We start from the raw sequence: 19,484 nt of genomic DNA, 5'->3' as shown, positions 1-19,484 counted from the left end.
TTTCCTTCAGATTCCCCCTCGCGAAGGACACCCTTGCCTTAAGTTAACGTTTCCCACTATCAAGGCACGTTCGGGACTTACACCCTAGAGTTCACGCCCATGCCGGGCGCACATAAAAACAAGAGTAACATTTTGTAATGTTACTCTTGTTTTTAAAAAGGAATTCTTGCTAAAGGGGCAACATCTTGCCCTACGAACTCTCCTTTTAAATATTTGTGATAGCCAGCTATGGAAATCATTGCGGCATTATCGGTACAATATTCAAATTTTGGAATAAACACACGCCATTTGTACTTCTCTCCCATGGCTAACAAGGATTCACGTAATCCTGAGTTAGCAGAAACACCTCCTGCAATAGCAACATCTTTTACACCTGTTTGCTTAGCAGCCTTTTTCAATTTATTCAATAAGATAGAAACGATTCTTTCTTGGACAGAAGCACAAATGTCATTCATATTTTCTTCCAAGAAGTTAGGATTCTTTTTCAATTCGCCTTGCACCATATATAGAATAGCCGTTTTCAATCCCGAAAAAGAAAAGTTCAAATCGGGAATTTGAGGCTCCGGCAATTTAAATGCGTTAGGATTTCCAAGTTTAGCATTCTTGTCAATTAATGGACCTCCAGGATATGGAAGATTTAAGATTTTAGCCGTCTTGTCAAAGGCTTCGCCTGCGGCATCATCCAATGTCTGACCAATTAATTCCATATCGAAATAATCTTTTACCAACACAATTTGCGTATGACCACCAGAAACTGTCAAACACAGAAAAGGAAAATTGGGTTTTGGATCATCGATAAAATGCGCCAAAATATGCGCCTGCATATGATTAATGTCGATTAAAGGAATATTCCGCGCCAAAGCAAATGACTTCGCAAATGAAGTTCCAACCAATAAAGAACCTAAAAGTCCAGGACCGCGCGTAAAAGCTACGGCATCTACATCATTTTTTGTAATTTTGGCTTGCTGTAATGCTTGATCAACCGTCGGAATAATATTTTGCTGATGCGCACGTGAAGCTAGCTCTGGTACTACTCCACCATATTTGGCATGAATAGCTTGTGTAGCAATAATATTTGATTTGATTTCACCGTTTATACAGATAGACGCTGAGGTCTCATCACACGACGACTCGATCCCTAGAATAACAGCCATTTTGGAAGAATTTATTTAACGCACAAAAGTATCAAAAAAATACTAAAAATAACGCTTTGGACAGTCGCGAGTATACTCTTACTCGTGCTTGTGGCTGTAATATCATTGCAGTTTTCTTCCGTACAAACTTATCTTACGAAGCGTGTAGCTACTTTTCTCAGCGAAGAATTGGACGCCAACATTTCGCTGGACAAAATTTATTTCAAACCATTTTCTACATTATCATTACAAAATCTTGCTATTACAGAACGTAACGGTGACACCACGTTTTACGCTAAAGAAACGAATGCAAATTTAGATCTTTTGCATTTCTTTGAAAATAAGGTTACTGTAGAACGAATTAAACTCGAAGGTGCATATCTTAACTATCAAATCTATCAGGATAGTACTAACCTCTCGAAATATGTCAAATATTTCTCCAGTCCCAAAGATTCCACAAAGCCGAAAAAGAAAAAATTAGAACTCGCGTTAAACCGCATCGAACTTGTCAACAACAGGTTTCGAATGGTTAATCATAAATATACATTCCCACGCAAAGGTGTCAATTTTGCTGATCTCTATGTGACAGATTTTTCTGGGGTCTTAGATAAAATTAAGTTAGACTCCATTACCTCCGCACGAATCAATAAACTCACCTTGAAAGAGAAATCTGGATTTGAGGTTAAGGAAATTTCTACAAATGCTTCATATGGCAATAAAGAAATGAGATTTGAAGATTTGCTAATCAAAACCAATAATTCTACGCTACGAGATTTTTTGGTTTTTCAATACGATGATATAAAAGATTTCAGCTCTTTTATTACAGCAGTGAATGTTGAAGCTAATTTGAAAGATTCCTATGTCGATTCAAAAGACATCGAATTTTTTGCGCCATCTATGGAGCAGGTACAATTTACGACAGCTATTAATAATGCGGACTTACATGGTACTGTTTCTGATATTATAGCGCGAAATGTAGATTTGAGCACAGGTAAGAAAACTAATTTGGTTTCCAATTTCACCATAAAAGGTTTGCCAAACATTGACAAAACTATTTTTGGCTTTGCTATCAAAGAACTCAAAACTTCGGCTGAGGATATTGAATATTTTGTGCCCAAACTGGCGGACAATAAAAAAATTAGCTTGCCAAAGCAATTACATAATCTCAAAAATCTAAATTATACGGGTTCTTTTATAGGGCTTTACAATGATTTTGATGTAAAAGGAAATTTGGCCACAGGAGCTGGTTCTGTACAGGCAGATGCACATATCGCTATCAAGAATCAATTATCCTATAATGGTCGATTAATTAGCCGAAGCTTTCAAGCAGGTGATGTGTTGAATCAAAAAAGCATTGGCCAAACAGGTTTTGATTTAAAATTGAAAGGCAAAGGCATTACTTTAGACGACTTATATTTAGTTTTTGACGGCACAGCAAAACAACTTTCCTTTAATAAATACACTTACGAAAAAGTACATATTCTTGGCACTTTTGAAGATAAAATATTAGCCATTAACGGAGATATCAACGATAAAAATCTGCAATTGCTTTATGATGCGTCTATTGATTTACAACAATCGGACCCTAGTTATCTTCTAGATGCTGCTATTTCACATGCTTCACCAAACAAATTAGGATGGCTCAATAAGGATAGCGTCATCATTCATAAGGCGCACCTCAACACGAATTTGACTGGAAGCAACTTAAATACTATGACAGGCTATCTCTATGCAGATTCTGTCCAGTTGAGTACCAGCAAGGGATTGTTTGTTATTCAAGACATCAACTTTACGGCAGAAGGAAATGAACAAAATCGTATTCTTTCCTTAAATTCAGATGTATTGGACGCACATATCACAGGAGAAATTGATTTAAATACTATTGTTCCATATTTTCAGTCGTTGGCTTTGCGCTATGCGCCAGCTATTAATCTGCCAGTAAAGAAATATAATCCGCAAAATTTCAACTTAGATTTAAACGTGAAGTCGTTTCAACCGATTTCAGCATTGCTAGATCCGACCTTATCATTGGATGATGGCGCACATTTAAACGCACAGTTCTCTTCCGAAAATTATACAGCGAAGTTTGTTGCATTTAGTCCTTCGCTTGTCTATAAAGGTATTAAACTGAGCAATCTTTCTATTCTTGAAAATGCGGATGAAAAAGCCTTTTCTCTAGATTTAACAGCAGACAGAATCAATTTTGCAGACAGTACTTATATCAATTATATTTCTATACGAAATGTCTTAGCAAATGATAGTCTTGTCTTTAATGTAGAAATGTCCGAACGCAATGCAAACAACTATTTAAATTTAAATGGAGATATTCATTTTGCACCTAATAGTCCTGCCTTCATCCACTTCAAACCTTCGTACATTGTTATCAACAAAGATTCCTGGAATATTAACAATGATGCACAACTCCATATTTCTCAAGGAAAAATTTTCGTCAAAAACTTATTCTTAAGTCAAGAAAAACAACAAATAGAGTTGAATGGCATTCTTTCCAAAGAAAACGACAAATTAAATGTTCAATTCAATAATTTTAGTTTGACTTCGCTGAATGGACTGACCAAGCCTTTAGGAATTAATCTTCAAGGTTCATTAGATGGAAAAGTTGATGTCACTTCGGTTTTCAAAAATGCGGTAGCTTCAGCCAATATTCAAACAAGTGCTATTATTTACAATGAGATTCCAGTTGGACAATTGGCATTGAATGCAGATTTCAACCCTACTTCGGGCAATATGTTGATTGATTTAAAACTTTTAGATCAACAGAAAAGAGGAGTTATCTTAAATGGAGAATACAATTTCTATGATGAGGATGAGCCTTTGGATTTAAAAGGCACACTTCAGGAAGCTGACTTAGTAATCTTTCAACCTTTCTTAAAGAATCTCGTTTCTGACTTACGTGGAAAAGGAAATGCCACGGTAGATATTAAAGGCACATTTAAAAATCCAAAAATTACGGGTATTGGCCGCTTTAATGATGCAGAATTCACGGTTAATTATCTGAATACACATTATTATGTGGACAACCAGATAGCAATGGTTGAGAACAACGCGATTATGCTGCAAAACTTATCGGTAAGAGATATTAAAGGAAATAAAGCGCAAGCAAATGGATTAATTAACCTCCAAAAATTAGCTAATCCTTATATCGATGTCGATTTGAGTGGTAACCGCTTTATGATTTTAAATACGAATTATAAAGATAACAATCTGTATTATGGGACTGCTTTTGCTACCGGTACTTTCCGATTCAAAGGGTATACTTCATCAATCAATATAGATATTGATGCAAAATCCGAGAGCGGTACTGCCATCACCTTGCCATTCAATTCGGCAATGACCATTTCGGATAATGATTTCATTTATTTCGTCAGTCCTGATTCTTCTGAAAATGAACTGCGCGCAAGACGAAACTTATTCAATGGTCTGACAATGAATATGAATCTGAACCTTACGCCTGATGCTGAGGTGAATTTACAAACGAGTATGGGTTCATTAAAAGGCAGTGGAAATGGCACTATATCGATGAAGATTTCTAGCTTAGGTGATTTTGAGATGTTCGGAGATTATGTGGTCAGCAAAGGTAAATTCCACTTCACCGCGCAAGATTTTATCAATAAATATTTTGATATCAAAGAAGGTGGAACCATCCGTTGGACAGGTAATCCTTCAGAAGCTGTAATTAATCTAAATGCCATCTATCAACAGCGCACAGCCATTGGCCCATTGTTTAATGCTGCCGGCCACACAGGAGATAACGAAAGGGTATTAGCACAAGCGGACATGCTTATAAAAGGCACATTAGAACAGCCCGACGTGACTTTTGATTTGAACTTTCCTCAAAATCCTTATATCAAAGATCAGTTACAAAGCTATTTAAGTGACGCCAACAACGTCAATCAACAAGCATTGAGTTTGATTGTACGAAGAAGTTTTACACCAAGTTCTACGAATGAAATTGGTCGAGAGGTAAACAATACTCTCCTCTCGGCAGGAACGGAAATCGCATTTAATCAGCTGAACAACATCATTTCTCAATCTTTAAACATCAATTTTCTGGATTTAAATATCCGCTCATTCAATGATGCTTCTGCATCAATACGTTTCTGGAATGACAGATTGGTTATTTCTGGAGGGATCACGGATCGTACAAATTATGAAGCTACCGATCTGACATTTTTCCGGCAAGGAGTTACTACAGATGCAGAACTTACGTATAAACTTAAGCAAGACGGCAGTCTCTTGTTCCGAGCTTACAATCGACCTTATACACGCAATTTCTTGATACGTTCTTTGGATGCAGAATATATCAATGCTTTAGGCTTAGTCTACCGTCAAGAATTTAACTCTTTGGGTGAATTCTGGAGAAGATTATGGATTTGGAAATCCGCTAAATAACTTCTTATCTCCTCTCACTTCTGTTTAAATAGATAACATAATATCTTCCGGAGAGTAATTACCTGTAATTTATAAAGAAAATTTTACTCCCTCTGCTATCAAACCCCTAATAACGGCTACACACTTTCTTAAAAGGAAAAAATATCCTTTATTTACACACCATAATTTACTATAAATACAACAGCCGCCATCAACACATATTGCTTTCTACTTATTAATTACAATTAAAAAGTTGCTTATGCAACTTTTTAATTAAAAATTATTCTTTCCAAGACAATATGTAGATTCCTAACTACACGACAATTTAAAGCCTGTAAAATATAAATAAAGCAGATTTTATACCCATAATTTTGTGTAGCAATAAAGAATAAAAGGTAGCATATAAAGAATTTGCTACAACAACTAAACAGGAAAATCATAGGACGAATGACTAGTAAATTTCCTTGTGTAATGCAGACAATCACTGTCAATATTATCGAATTAGAATACGCAATAGCTGCTGGGTCGGCAACAGTATTAGCCGACGATGGAAATTTTCAAATGTTTGAAGACTGGCAAGAAGAAGAGGATGTAAGAAGAACTATCGACTGGTAAAAAAATTATTAAAAGCACAAAATAATGACTAAAGGCAATCTATATATGTATATATGCTTTATTTTAATAGCAGGAACATTTCTTTTTTCTTCATGTGAGAAAAGTCAAAATGAAACCCTCGATACCCAAAATGAGGCTTTATTAAGCATTAATTTAGAAGGATTAGAATATGAGGCTGAAACTGAACTATACGCAAATACTTCTACTTCTCCTGAAAAGGAAATTCCAGCACATATTCAATATGTAGACAAAGATTTTCATATTGAAAGTCAATTAATTCCTGTTCAAGAAAATAACGCTAAGGAACTAACCAAAGGGCTGAAACAAAATGCCAGCGCTGTTCGTAAAGAGTTGGTTAAAAATGTGAAATATAAGCTTTTGGTGTACGGCGATGAAGGGAATCTGGTCGCTTCACGCGATTATATATACGGTAGTGAAACTCTTGAATCCGCTATCGTGTTAAATACCTATACAAATTATACATTTATCGTTGTGAGTTCCCGATCCACCAGCCTTTTACCTTCGGTACAAAATGAAAAATCCTTAAGTACAGCTACTGTTGCGGATGTGAATTCAGACTTATTATATTGGAGCAAAACAACAAAACTCAGCAAAGGACAAAACTTCCTAGCAGCAATTCTAAAACCGAAATTCAGCGAAATAACTACCACTCTACAGATGGACCAAACCATGACAGGTGCTATCACAGCCATTTCTAATGCTGTATTTAATCCTGTGGTAGAAAAAGTAAGTTTAAAGCTTTCGGATGGCTCTCTTATTTATGGCACATTGAATACCGCAGGTAAAGGAGTAACATTCCCTGCGTTAGGAACAGGACAACGAACTATTACCGCAACCCCTACAACTTTAATTCATGATAAAACTAGTACGGCAAGTTTAAAATTTGGGACATTAACGGTAGATGGTGAGACCAAATCGAACATTACTGTATCTAATTTAAGTATCAAACCAGGATATCGTTATAATCTTATTCTAACTCTAAAAACTTGTACGGAAGCTGTAAATGGCACTAATGGTTTTAATTGGGAATTTGAAGAAATTAAAAAGACCATCAATGAAGGGACTTGGTGGAATCCCAAAAATGTAACCTATACGGGAATTAATTTTGATGCAAATACCTTTAAAAAAAATGGAGAGGTTATTTCCTTCCAATACACAGAAGTAGGTGCGGATTATGGATTTGTATATGATATTTTAGAATTAGATAATGCGTTCAATCTGGAGGTAAATGATCAACCTCTTTTTGGGACAAATGTCTCTACTAATGATATTCAATTTCAAAATAATGCTACGCTAACTACTCAAAATATTGAATTTGCGGATGGTAGCCAATATCAATCCAATCAAGTAGCCGCTATTTGGAACTTAAAAGGAACAGCTGCTAAGCCACTTGTTCGAGTTGTAATAGGACGAAATGGCGACGTACTGATTTATGGTAGCAAAACTAGCGGAGGAGAATTATTGCCATTACGCTTAAAGAACAATGCTAAATTCAACAAAGTAACTTGGAATGGCGGTAACGGAACGAATAAAATCAAAGCCACAACAAGAGTTGAAGGTAAAACAGTCATGAAATCTTTGGGATCAGGCAGAAGAAAAATACCTTGTAAAGATTAATAAATATTAAGAGTGCAGCTTTAAGTTGCGCTCTTATTTTATATAAAGCTTAAGCAAATAATTCCATTCCTCTTCCAGCGTTCCTTTAAATTCTGGTTGTTTAGCACGATTGTACCAATACCGAGCATTCCACAAATCACCTTCTACTCTGTGCAAATACGCATGAATATGCGCTGAAGTTGAATCATTTAAATGATCAATCAAATCATGGGCTTTCTGCCAATCGCCTTTTGCATCATACCATAAAGCTTGTAACTGCACAGATAATACTGGAGGAAAATTATCTTTTGTTAGAGATTCTTTGTATTCTTGGATAGTCATAATTGCTAATATACTAATTACAGCTATTAAATAAATCCTATATTTACATAAACACATGACCAATGGATAAGCCTTTAGATTATTTAGAAATCAATAAAAATTCCTGGAATAAAAGAACAGAATTTCACGTACACTCGGAATTTTACGACCTACACGGCTTTTTGCAAGGAAACAGTTCGTTGAATCCTATTGAATTAGAACTATTAGGCGATCTGAAAGGGAAGGCTGTATTGCATTTACAATGCCATTTTGGTCAGGATAGCATTTCATTAAGCCGTCTGGGAGCTGAAGTTGTAGGTGTAGATTTATCAGATAAAGCAATTCAGACAGCAAGAGATTTAGCTGATCAGACAAATTCTTCGGCAAAATTCGTGTGCTGTGATATTTATGATTTACCAAATCATTTGGATCAAGAATTCGACATAGTATTTACCAGCTATGGTACTATTGGTTGGCTACCTGATTTGAATAAATGGGCAAATGTAATTTCTCATTTCCTTAAGCCTATTGGAAAATTTGTCTTTGTGGAATTTCATCCTGTGGTATGGATGTTTGATGATAATTTTGAAAAAGTTGGTTACAATTACTTCAATACAGGACCAATTGTAGAAAAAGAAAAGGGAACTTATGCAGACCGCGAAACAGATATCCATCAAGAATATGTCTATTGGAATCACGATTTGGGTGAAGTTTTGAGCAGTTTAATCCAAAATGGATTACAGATTAGCTCCTTTGCGGAGTATGATTATTCACCCTACAACTGTTTTCAACATACGGTGGAATTTGGACCCAAAAAGTTTAAAATAAAACACCTGGATAATAAAATACCAATGGTTTATTCTATCGTAGCAGACAAAAGATAAACGAATTTTATAATTTAAAAACGTCATTTCGAAAAAGTGCAAAGAAATTAGAAATCTAATAACAAGCATTAGATTTCTCCTCATGACTCGTCGAAATGACGTTTAAATTAATATATCCCCTATGGATTCTATTTAAATTTTCCTGCTAAAGCCGCTAATTTGGCTGCCATATCTGTTTCAGGAGCTTTTTCTTCTCTACGTTCAGAACGTTTACGAGGTGCAGACTTTTGTTCGGTTTTCATGGTTAAAGCAATACGACTGCGCTTTTCGTCAACTTCTGTTACAGTCACCATCACTTGTTGTTGCACTTTCACCACTTCATGCGGATCTGAAACAAAATGATTAGCCAATTGACTCAAATGCACTAAACCATCTTGATGCACACCGATATCCACGAAAGCTCCAAAATTGGTAATATTCGTTACGATTCCTGGCAATTTCATACCTACTTTCAAATCCGAAATAGCATTCACGCCATCTGTAAAAGAAAAGGCTTCAAACTGCTCACGAGGATCTAATCCTGGTTTAGCTAATTCGGCAATAATATCATTTAAGGTTGGCAAGCCAACTTCATCTGAAATATATTTTTTTAAATCAATCTTCTTACGAAGCTGTTCGTCTTTCATCAATTCGATTACTCCAACTCCCAAATCTTTTGCCATTTGCTCAACCAATTCATAACGTTCTGGGTGAACTGCAGAAGCATCCAAAGGATGTTTTGCATTACGAATTCGCAAGAAACCTGCTGCTTGTTCAAAGGCTTTATCACCCAAACGAGGAACTTTCTTCAATTCACGACGTGAACTAAAAGGACCATTTTCTTTACGGTAATTCACAATCTGTTGAGCTAATGCTGGTCCTAATCCCGATATATACGATAAGATTTGTTTAGAAGCAGTATTAAGCTCTACTCCAACTGCATTTACACAAGAAACAACGGTATCATCTAATGCGGATTGCAATTTATTTTGATCCACATCATGTTGATATTGTCCGACACCTATAGATTTAGGGTCAATTTTGACCAATTCAGCCAAAGGATCCATCAAGCGACGACCGATTGATACTGCACCACGAACCGTCACATCATAATCAGAAAATTCTTCACGTGCCACTTCTGAAGCCGAATAAATAGATGCACCACTTTCATTCACCATCACAATGGTTACATCTTTCAATCCCAATTTGCGAACAAAATCTTCAGTCTCACGACCTGCTGTACCATTACCAATTGCAATAGCTTCCACGTCATACTTAGAAACTAAATATTTGATCGTACGTTCTGCTTCAGCGACACCACCCGAGCCATTATGTGGGAAAATTGCTGTATTTTCTAATAAGTTACCCTGCGCATCCAACACGACAGTTTTACAACCAGTACGGAAACCTGGATCAATAGCCATCAAACGTTTTTGACCAAGAGGTGCTGCTAATAATAACTGACGTACATTATCTGCAAATACTTTGATTGCTTCTTCATCCGCACGTTGACGTGTCAAGACGCGGATTTCAGTTTCCATCGAAGGTTTCAACAAGCGTTTGTAACCATCATATAAAGCTAATTCAACTTGCTTAGCCGCTTCGTTATTCCCTTTTAAATATACCTTTTCGATTTTAGGAATAACCAATTCCTCTTCCACCTCGATATCCAAATACAGCAATTCTTCCTTTTCGCCACGGCGCATAGCTAATACACGATGTGAAGGCGCTTTATCTAAAGGTTCGGACCATTCGAAATAATCTTTGTATTTCAACGCAGCCTCTTCTTTTCCTGGCACGACACGCGAAACGAAATTTCCTTTTTCCAAGAAAACTTTACGTACCTGTGCACGCACTTCAGCATCTTCCGCTACTGTTTCGGCAATAATATCTCTTGCTCCTGCAAAAGCTTCTTCCAAACTATTAACGCCCAATTCTTCATTTAAGAATTGTTCTGCAAAAGGTTCTATATCACCAGATTTTTGCTCCATCAAATAATCCGCTAAAGGTTGTAAACCTTTTTCACGTGCGATTAAAGCTCTGGTACGGCGCTTTGGTTTATATGGTAAATAGATATCTTCTAATGATGACATCGTCTCCGCACCGCGAACCAATTCTTCCAATTCAGGTGTCAGCTTACCTTGATCTTGAATAGATTTTAAGACTGCTTCTTTACGTTTATCTAAATCGCGCAATTGCAGAATACGATCGCGAATCGCCGTAATTTGCACCTCATCCAAAGAACCAGTCATCTCCTTACGGTAACGGGAGATAAATGGTATAGTCGCGCCCTCATCCAACAATGCTAAAGTTGTACTCACTTGTTTTTGTGTAATAGACAACTCTTTTGAAATAATAATCTCGTGTGACATATCTAATGTTATAATCGTATAGTAACGAGAAAGCTGCTGAAATATGATTTCAACAGCTTTTTCTTATCAGTTTTTGCTAATAATTATGCGTTTTGTGAAGGATTTTCTTTAGTTTGTTCTGATTCTGTATTTGGTTCAGCATCTGATTCTTCTCCTTCTTTTGATTCTTCTTCAAAGTAATCATTATAACCATATTTATAGTATTCCGTCTCATCTACAGGATGCGCTCCTGGGTCATGCTGAACTGTATTTTCTGGTTGCGAAAATTGAGGAAATTTCTTCTCTTCTACAGGAGCTTCTTCTACTGCAACTACTTCGACATCTTCTGATGCTGCAGGAGTCTGAGGCTCCGCAGGTGCAGAAGTATATGTAGGTTTATCATCTACTTTTACATCCAAGTCTTTTTCAAAATTGTTAATTTGATCCGAAATTTCACGTTTAATATCCTCAGAAGCATCTTTAAATTCACGAATACCTCTACCCAAACCTCTTGCTAACTCAGGTAATTTCTTACCACCAAACAACAACAAAATCACGATCACAATAAGGATCATTTCCTGAGTACCAATATTTAAAAAAGCCAATATCATTTCTTAATCAATTTAAATTTTACTAAGATTGCTAAGGTAAGTTTAATCTGCTTTTTGACCAATAGTAATTTGTAAATATTTAGACACATTTCAAAAACCTTAGTTTGCTAGGAAACTTTCGTACCTTTGCGAGCTATTTCGACAGTATATGTTTAGTAAAAACAAAAAACTCAAGACGTATTATTTCAGTGCATTAGCCTTAGCAATTCCAATCATTATCGCACAATTGGGGCACACGCTTGTGCAGACCTCCGATACGATGATAATTGGTCATTTCTTAGGTAAAATATCCCTTGCCGCATCCTCTCTAGCGCACTCTGTGTTTATGATGGTATTGGTTTTTGGTTTGGGTATAGCTTACGGATTAACTCCACTTATAGCTCAAGCAAGTGGCAAAAACAATAAAGAGGAAATTGCAAAACTTCTTTCTAACAGTATTTGGATAAATCTTGCATGCAGTATACTTTTATTTTGTGGAGTTTACTATGGATCCATGTTTATGATGCAACACGCAGATCAAGATCCTTTAGTCGTCGAAGAAGCTAAGCCTTACCTACTCGTTTTAAGCATTTCTATATTTCCATTAATGATTTTTAGTGCTTTTAAACAGTTTGCGGAAGGATTAGGTTTTACAAAACAAGCCATGCGCATTACCATTTGGGGCAATGTACTTAATGTCATATTAGCAATTATATTCGTAAAAGGCATGTTTGGTATTGAGCCAATGGGTATTGCTGGCGTCGGCATAGCAACATTGACTGATAGAATTTTAATGATGGTTGTAATGGTTTTATACGTATTGAAATCCAAACATTTTCAACCATATATCAGCAAATTCAATTTCTTTTCGATTCAGAAAGAACTCATTAAATCAATCTTAAAATTGGGAACACCTGTTGCCTTTCAATATTTCTTTGAAGTAAGTGCTTTCGCAGGAGCTTCTCTAATTGCTGGAAAAATTAGTGCTTTGGATCAAGCTGCACACAATGTGGCTATTACACTTGCCTCTATGACGTATATGATAGGATTAGGAATTTCTGGAGCAACTACTATAAAGGTTGGGAATAGTTTAGGAAAGGAAAATTATCCACGGTTGAAGACATTTGCAAAAGTATCTTATCACATCATTTTAGTATACACCATATGTACAGCTATATTTTTCGCTGTTTTTAATTATCCTTTAGCTTCCCTAATGACAAAAGATATGGATGTCGTCGCTTTAGCAGCACAATTATTAATAATTGCTGGAATTTTTCAACTCTTTGATGGCACGCAAGTAATTGGGCTTGGAATACTAAGAGGTATGGGAGATGTGAATATCCCAACACTGATCACATTATTGGCATATTGGGGCATTGGCTTACCAAGTGGCTATTATATGGGCGTTAATTTAGGATTAGGGATTCAAGGTGTTTGGTACGGACTGACATTCGCTTTATTAACATCGTCGCTCTTATTGTACTTACGCTATCGTGTTATGATAAAAAAGAAATTAGCTATTACTTAATTATTGACAAGAAATAGCACCATCTATCTGAAGTAATGGGCTGAGGTAAGGTATATCCAAGTTCGCGCCACGCAACATAAACCATAAGCCCATTAGGATATAAAGCAGGGGCAATACTGACGAGAACTTGAATTTGAAGAGTTTCTTTGGAAGAGTTGTTAAAAGGGAAAATAAAAGCATTAAAGGCAAAGTTCCTAAGCCAAAACAAACCATAAATTGCAAACTCAACAATGAGGTTTCCGCATTCATAGCCGAAGCTACTGCCATATAAACCATGCCACATGGCAAAAATCCATTTAATATTCCAGCGATAAATGAACCATTAGGTTTGTACAACCATTTGCCCATAGCTTTGGCAAAAGGTTGAATTGTTTTGGTTTGAAAAGCAGCTAGCGCTGGAAATTTATGCATAAAAGCATAGGAAATTCCAATCAGGATTAAAATAACACCTGTAAAAATAGAAAATCCTTGTTGTGAACCTTTCAACGCTATAGAACTTCCCAAAACACCAAATAATAATCCAATAAGACCATAGGTCAATATTCGTCCAACTTGGTAAAGAATTTTATTAAGGGCGACAGAAAATGAGAACTGCTGATGTTGTTGCAGAGCAAAAAGTAATGGTCCACACATTAAGGTACAATGTATGCTACCAAACAACCCCATAAAAAAACCCAGCAGATTGTAACTCATTTTATTGAATATATAAGGGCTGATTGTGAAAATAATTTTTATCACCTTGTTTCCACACTATTTCCACCGACCAATTTCCTTTGGTGAAGGAAGATACAGGCAACTTAAATTCTTTATCTTTTGTGTAGAATGGAATTTCTTTGTCCAAAGAACCGTCCGAAGGACGTTTGAAGGTTAGCTTACCTTTATTATCAGTACTTACAAATTGAATAGTCAACGTATCATTTTGCAAAGAAAGAACAGGTTTAGCATGATCATCTAAAAGATTCTGTTTACTATCGTACACCTCATCATAAGTCAAACTATTTTCATAATAATTCTCATCTATAAGCGAATCCGAATCATGTGTGACCATATATATTCCAGACCCGACAATGAAAAGCATAAAGCTGGCCATTCCGACCACGATTTTATTTCCCCAATTCATAGTGTTTATTATTTGCTCCTGGAGGACAGATGAATGTTGTTTTTAATGTATTCATTTCCTTACCTTCAGAAAGTATCATTATAGATGTTTTCGTTTTATACGTCGAAATATTATTTTTATCCGTAATCAAGAAAAAGGACATTTTCGCTGTACCATCTTTCGCTAAAGAATCGATCTTGTTTACCAATTTCAATTCATATTTGGCTTCGCTGGCTTTTAATTCAAAAGGAATAGGATGTCCACTTTTATTTATTACTTCAATAGTATATAGATTGCTGACTCTACCATCAGGTTGTGTTTGATAGGTACTTCCTGTAGCACGCAACAATGAACCATCTATTTCTGAACGATTGAATATTAAAAATAAGAACACAACAGTCAATACAACCAATACCGAAGAATAAAGAATTTGTCGAGTATAGCTCTTTTGGAAATCTTTCTTTCCTTCCACTTCGCCTAAAGAATAAAAGCCAATAAGACGTTTAGGCTTACCGATTTTTTCCATCACAGCATCACAAGCATCGATACAGGCTGTACAATTGACACATTCTAACTGTACACCATTTCGGATATCAATTCCAGTAGGACATACGTGCACACACAGCCCACAGTCTACACAATCTCCTTTCTTAGCTTCGTCTTTCTTATTTACTTTTCCCCTTGGCTCCCCTCTTTCGACATTATAGGCCACGGACATACTTTGGTCATCCAAAAGTACCCCTTGAAACCTTCCATAAGGACAAATCGTAGTACATACAATCTCACGTACATGCGCAAAAACAGCATAAAACAAAGCGGTAAAAATAGCTATCGAAATAAACCCACCTAAATGCTGATTAATAGGTTCAGTAATGATTTTCAGCAACGCATCGACACCTATTATATAGGCTAAGAAGATATTAGAAATAAAACAGGAGATAAGAATAAATATCGTATGCTTAAGGAGCTTTTTCCATGCCCTAGCATCCGTATTCGGTCCCTCATTTAATTTCTTTTGTTGTGTCCAATCACCTTCTATTAAGTATTCGATTCGACGAAATATTAACTCCATGAAGATAGTTTGAGGACAAGTCCAACCACACCATACTCGGCCAAAAACGGCTGTAAACAGCACGATTCCGACCATAATAATCAACATTCCAAAGACGAAAATATGCAGGTCCTGAGGGAAAAACATATTTCCGAAGATGGAGAACTTACGTTCTACAATGTTGAACATCAAGAATGGATTGCCATTCAATTTGATAAAGGGAGCTAGAAATAGAAACAGCAACAAACCATAACCCACCCACTGCCTGTAATTATACAATTTACCTGATGGTTTTTTGGCATAAATCCAGTTTCTTTTTTTTCCTTTAGAAGGTAAGACGGGACCTTCGTTATTGTTCACCACTGCTTCCATTTCGCTCACTTTTGCTAACAAATAATAATTAAACTAAATTATATTTCTTATTGGGCAGCTGATTCCTCAGCACCTTCTGATTCATATTTTACTTCCACACCTTCTGCAGGTTTTTGATTACCAGGGTTAGTATCACGCAATGTCACGATATAACTTGCGACTTCTGCGATTTGACCCGGAGTCAACGTTTGTTCCCAAGGCACCATACCTTTTTCAGGTACACCATATTTAATAGTTTTGAACAAATCTTTGATTTCGCCACCATGCAACCAAAATCTATCTGTCAAGTTTGGACCAATTTGTCCTTCACCATTAGCTCCATGACAGGCAGCACAGTTTGCTGTAAAGATGGCTTTACCAGCCGGTGCTAATGCGGCATTGAATTCTACAGAATTTTCATCCACTAAATTTGCAGCTTGAGCCAAGTATTCTTGTTTTGCTTTCTCTGCTAATTCTACTTCCCGCACATATTCCTGGTCTTGATTCAATCCCCAACCAAATACGTGGTAAACCATAAGGTATACTAAGCCAAAGAATATTGTACCATAGAATAAAGCATTGAACCAAAGAGGTACGGGATTATCTAACTCTGTAATACCATCATATTCATGGTCGATTGTGATATCTTTTTCTTCCTCAATAGGACGAACACCTAATAATTTGCGCCAAGAAGCAGCGGCTTTAATTTTTCGCTCTGCAGCTAAAATACGTTTTTGCTCAGCTTCCTTTTTGACAACCTCAGGCATAGTGATATTTAGGATAGATTTCATCGCTTTATTCACCACCACTGCCGCGAAAAGCAATGCTATCATCACCACGATCAAAGTAATAACCAAAATATCACTATACAAATTGACCGTCCCTAGTTTCCATTGCGATACTTCAGCTACCACTTCAGTACCATTTATTATTTCATTCATAACTTCTAATTGCTATCGGATAAATATTTCGATTTTGGCTCTGATTCATCGAAAGGAATCTCTTTCATATATTGAATGTGATCCTTTTTCATTAAAAACAACATCAATCCAACGATGATAAAGAATATCAAGAATATCCATAGTGATGTCATTAAATAGATTTCATCACCTTGTAAGTTTGTTATTTGCTTAAACATAATACCTCTGATTAATGGTTATTATTCTGTTTTACTAGCCTTGATATCTGTTCCCAAACGTTGCAAATAAGCGATTAAAGCTACGATTTCACGATCAGATTTCACCTCTACTTGATTAGCTGCCAAATCAGCTACAATTCCTTTTGCTTGTTTGTCTACATCTTGCAGTGCATTGTTAATCTCTGCATCGGTATAAGGTACGCCCAATGATTTCATGGCTTCCATTTTCGCTTGCAAGTTGGAGTTATCCAATTCTTGCTCGATTAACCAAGGATATGCAGGCATGATACTTCCTGGAGAGGTAATCGTCGGATCCAACATGTGGTCAAAGTGCCATTTGTTTGGATATTTACCACCTATACGGTGCAAGTCAGGTCCAGTACGTTTTGATCCCCATAAGAATGGTCTATCATATACGAATTCCCCTGCTTTCGAATATTCACCATAACGAGACGTTTCCGAACGGAAAGGACGAATAGTTTGAGAGTGACAGTTTACACAACCTTCACGGATGTACAAATCACGACCTTGTAATTCTAATGCTGTATAAGGTTTTACACTAGCAATTGTAGGTACATTATTTTGAATCGTAAATGTTGGAATCATTTCTACCAAACCACCGATCAGAATAGCGATCAAAGCCAATACCATGAATAAAACTGGTTTACGTTCTAATCTACGGTGGGTAGCACGTTCATTCACTACAACTGGCTCTAATGCTGGTGCTTCAGCAGCTTCGTTAGCCAATAGTTTTCCTTTTTTCATGGTTTTCACCAAGTTGTACGTCATCATGATTACACCTGACAAATACAAGGCTCCACCAATAGCACGCATCATGTGCATAGGGATGATTTCCAAGGTAGTAGCTAGGAAGTTAGGGTATTTCAATACACCTTCCGGAGTAAATTCTTTCCACATCAAACCTTGTACTACAGCAGCCCAATACATTGGAATTGCGTAGAACAAAATACCTAATGTTCCGATCCAGAAGTGTGCATTAGCTAATTTTTTAGAATATAATTCAGTTTTGTAAATACGAGGTAACAACCAATATAAGATAGCGAATGTCATAAATCCATTCCATCCCAAAGCACCTACATGCACGTGTGCTACGATCCAATCTGTAAAGTGCGCAATAGCATTCACTTGTTTAAGTGACAACATAGGACCTTCGAAAGTCGCCATACCGTAACATGTCAATGCTACAACCATGAATTTCAACACAGGCTCTATACGAACCTTATCCCAAGCACCACGCAATGTCAACAAACCGTTGATCATACCACCCCAAGATGGAGCAATCAACATAATGGAAAATACAACACCTAAAGATTGTACCCAAGATGGCAATGAAGTATATAATAAGTGGTGAGGTCCAGCCCAGATATAAATAAATATCAATGACCAGAAGTGAAGGATACTTAATTTGTAAGAGTAAACAGGACGATTAGCCATTTTTGGCAAGAAATAATACATCATACCCAAAAATGGAGTAGTCAAAAAGAATGCAACCGCATTATGACCATACCACCATTGTACCAAGGCATCTTGTACACCTGAATACACGTAGTAGCTTTTCCAAAATGTAACAGGTAACTGAATGGAGTTTACGATGTGTAATACGGCTACAGTAACAAACGTAGCTATGTAAAACCATACTGCCACATACATATGGCGCTCTCTACGTTTGATGATCGTACCAAACATATTAATACCAAAAACCACCCAGATCAAGGTAATACCTAAGTCAATAGGCCATTCCATTTCCGCATATTCGTGCGAAGAAGTAAAACCTAATGGTAGTGTAATTGCCGATGCGACGATAATCAATTGCCATCCCCAGAAATGTATTTTACTTAATACATCACTGAACATACGTGATTTTAATACCCGTTGAAGCGAATAATAGACACCCATAAAAATAGCATTACCCACAAAAGCAAAAATTACCGCATTGGTATGTACTGGACGTACGCGTCCAAATGTGGTATACTGGGTCAAAAAATTCAATTCGGGCCATATCAATTGACATGCTACCAGCAAACCGATAGACATACCTACGATACCCCAAATTATAGTCGCGATACCAAAATTGCGAACTATCTTGTTGTCGTAACTAAATTGCTCTAGATGCATTACTTTATCATTTTGTTTAACGATGTAAAAGTAATGACACTTTGATGACAGGCTAATGACCTGGCTTTGAATTAAAAGTGACTTTCATCACAATACCTAAAACAAGAAAAGGCTTGAATAATTTGAGGGCACTGAAAAAGTCCCCTTTTATATTGGGCAAAAAAAAAGGAGTGGAAAGTGCATTTTCTACTCCTTTTTTTGTATCTTAAATTAAGCTTTAACGGATATCAGGATGCTTTCTACCCAACAAAAAATACAGTTCAGTTCTTATTCAGGATTGTACGATATCATTGTTCCAAAAC

General features: G+C 36.5%; 15 protein-coding genes. 5 read left to right on the top strand and 10 right to left on the bottom strand.

The window, feature by feature from the left end:
- Positions 1-152: 152 nt before the first annotated feature.
- On the bottom strand, positions 153-1,154 hold the full coding sequence (gene tsaD / locus G5B32_RS15300; protein WP_165292370.1) for a tRNA (adenosine(37)-N6)-threonylcarbamoyltransferase complex transferase subunit TsaD: 1,002 nt from the start codon (positions 1,152-1,154) through the stop codon (positions 153-155).
- Between the two features lie 90 nt (positions 1,155-1,244).
- Here tsaD and G5B32_RS17575 point away from each other — a divergent pair, with 90 nt between their 5' ends.
- The 3 genes from G5B32_RS17575 to G5B32_RS15285 all read left to right on the top strand — a co-directional run bounded on the left by G5B32_RS17575 (position 1,245) and on the right by G5B32_RS15285 (position 7,775).
- Complete coding sequence (locus tag G5B32_RS17575; RefSeq protein ID WP_165292369.1) at positions 1,245-5,543, top strand: translocation/assembly module TamB domain-containing protein; 4,299 nt, start codon at positions 1,245-1,247, stop codon at positions 5,541-5,543.
- 426 nt (positions 5,544-5,969) lie between these two features.
- Complete coding sequence (locus G5B32_RS15290; RefSeq protein WP_165292368.1) at positions 5,970-6,137, top strand: hypothetical protein; 168 nt, start codon at positions 5,970-5,972, stop codon at positions 6,135-6,137.
- Positions 6,138-6,161: 24 nt separating this feature from the next.
- Positions 6,162-7,775, top strand: coding sequence for a hypothetical protein (locus G5B32_RS15285; RefSeq protein ID WP_165292367.1), 1,614 nt, complete (start codon positions 6,162-6,164; stop codon positions 7,773-7,775).
- A 33-nt stretch (positions 7,776-7,808) separates the two neighbouring features.
- Here the strand turns inward: G5B32_RS15285 and G5B32_RS15280 are convergent, their stop codons facing one another.
- Positions 7,809-8,096: a hypothetical protein gene (locus tag G5B32_RS15280; protein WP_165292366.1), complete on the bottom strand. Its 288-nt coding sequence runs from the start codon at positions 8,094-8,096 to the stop codon at positions 7,809-7,811.
- 62 nt (positions 8,097-8,158) lie between these two features.
- On the opposite strand from G5B32_RS15280, the gene G5B32_RS15275 reads away from it, so the two are divergent.
- Positions 8,159-8,959, top strand: a complete 801-nt coding sequence (locus G5B32_RS15275; protein WP_165292365.1) for a class I SAM-dependent methyltransferase — start codon at positions 8,159-8,161, stop codon at positions 8,957-8,959.
- A 128-nt stretch (positions 8,960-9,087) separates the two neighbouring features.
- Here G5B32_RS15275 and G5B32_RS15270 read toward each other — a convergent pair whose 3' ends face one another.
- Complete coding sequence (locus G5B32_RS15270) at positions 9,088-11,310, bottom strand: Tex family protein (RefSeq protein ID WP_165292364.1); 2,223 nt, start codon at positions 11,308-11,310, stop codon at positions 9,088-9,090.
- A gap of 83 nt (positions 11,311-11,393) precedes the next feature.
- Positions 11,394-11,900, bottom strand: coding sequence for a twin-arginine translocase TatA/TatE family subunit (locus G5B32_RS15265; RefSeq protein WP_165292363.1), 507 nt, complete (start codon positions 11,898-11,900; stop codon positions 11,394-11,396).
- Positions 11,901-12,048: 148 nt separating this feature from the next.
- Between G5B32_RS15265 and G5B32_RS15260 the strand changes: the two genes are divergently transcribed.
- Positions 12,049-13,407, top strand: coding sequence for an MATE family efflux transporter (locus G5B32_RS15260; RefSeq protein ID WP_165292362.1), 1,359 nt, complete (start codon positions 12,049-12,051; stop codon positions 13,405-13,407).
- Here the strand turns inward: G5B32_RS15260 and G5B32_RS15255 are convergent, their stop codons facing one another.
- The 6 genes from G5B32_RS15255 to ccoN are packed head-to-tail and all read right to left on the bottom strand — an operon-like array spanning position 13,408 to position 19,182.
- Positions 13,408-14,100, bottom strand: a complete 693-nt coding sequence (locus G5B32_RS15255; RefSeq protein WP_165292361.1) for a sulfite exporter TauE/SafE family protein — start codon at positions 14,098-14,100, stop codon at positions 13,408-13,410.
- A 1-nt stretch (position 14,101) separates the two neighbouring features.
- The gene (locus tag G5B32_RS15250) at positions 14,102-14,527 is read right to left on the bottom strand and encodes a FixH family protein (RefSeq protein ID WP_165292360.1); all 426 of its coding nucleotides are present in this window, start codon (positions 14,525-14,527) and stop codon (positions 14,102-14,104) included.
- Complete coding sequence (gene ccoG / locus G5B32_RS15245; protein ID WP_165292371.1) at positions 14,511-15,929, bottom strand: cytochrome c oxidase accessory protein CcoG; 1,419 nt, start codon at positions 15,927-15,929, stop codon at positions 14,511-14,513. The genes G5B32_RS15250 and ccoG overlap by 17 nt, the downstream gene beginning before the upstream one ends.
- 47 nt (positions 15,930-15,976) lie before the next feature.
- Positions 15,977-16,849 (bottom strand): cbb3-type cytochrome c oxidase N-terminal domain-containing protein, encoded by an 873-nt coding sequence (locus G5B32_RS15240; RefSeq protein ID WP_165292359.1) that lies wholly within the window; start codon positions 16,847-16,849, stop codon positions 15,977-15,979.
- 5 nt (positions 16,850-16,854) lie between these two features.
- Entirely contained in the window at positions 16,855-17,046 is a 192-nt protein-coding gene (locus G5B32_RS15235; RefSeq protein ID WP_165292358.1) for a hypothetical protein, read from the bottom strand.
- A 21-nt stretch (positions 17,047-17,067) separates the two neighbouring features.
- Positions 17,068-19,182: a cytochrome-c oxidase, cbb3-type subunit I gene (gene ccoN, locus G5B32_RS15230; protein ID WP_165292357.1), complete on the bottom strand. Its 2,115-nt coding sequence runs from the start codon at positions 19,180-19,182 to the stop codon at positions 17,068-17,070.
- Between the last annotated feature and the right edge of the window lie 302 nt (positions 19,183-19,484).

The sequence above is a fragment of the Sphingobacterium sp. SGL-16 genome (genome assembly GCF_011043515.1).
Lineage (GTDB): Bacteria > Bacteroidota > Bacteroidia > Sphingobacteriales > Sphingobacteriaceae > Sphingobacterium > Sphingobacterium litopenaei.
Note: the sequence above shows the minus strand (reverse complement) of the source record. Positions and strands in the feature narration are given on the sequence as shown.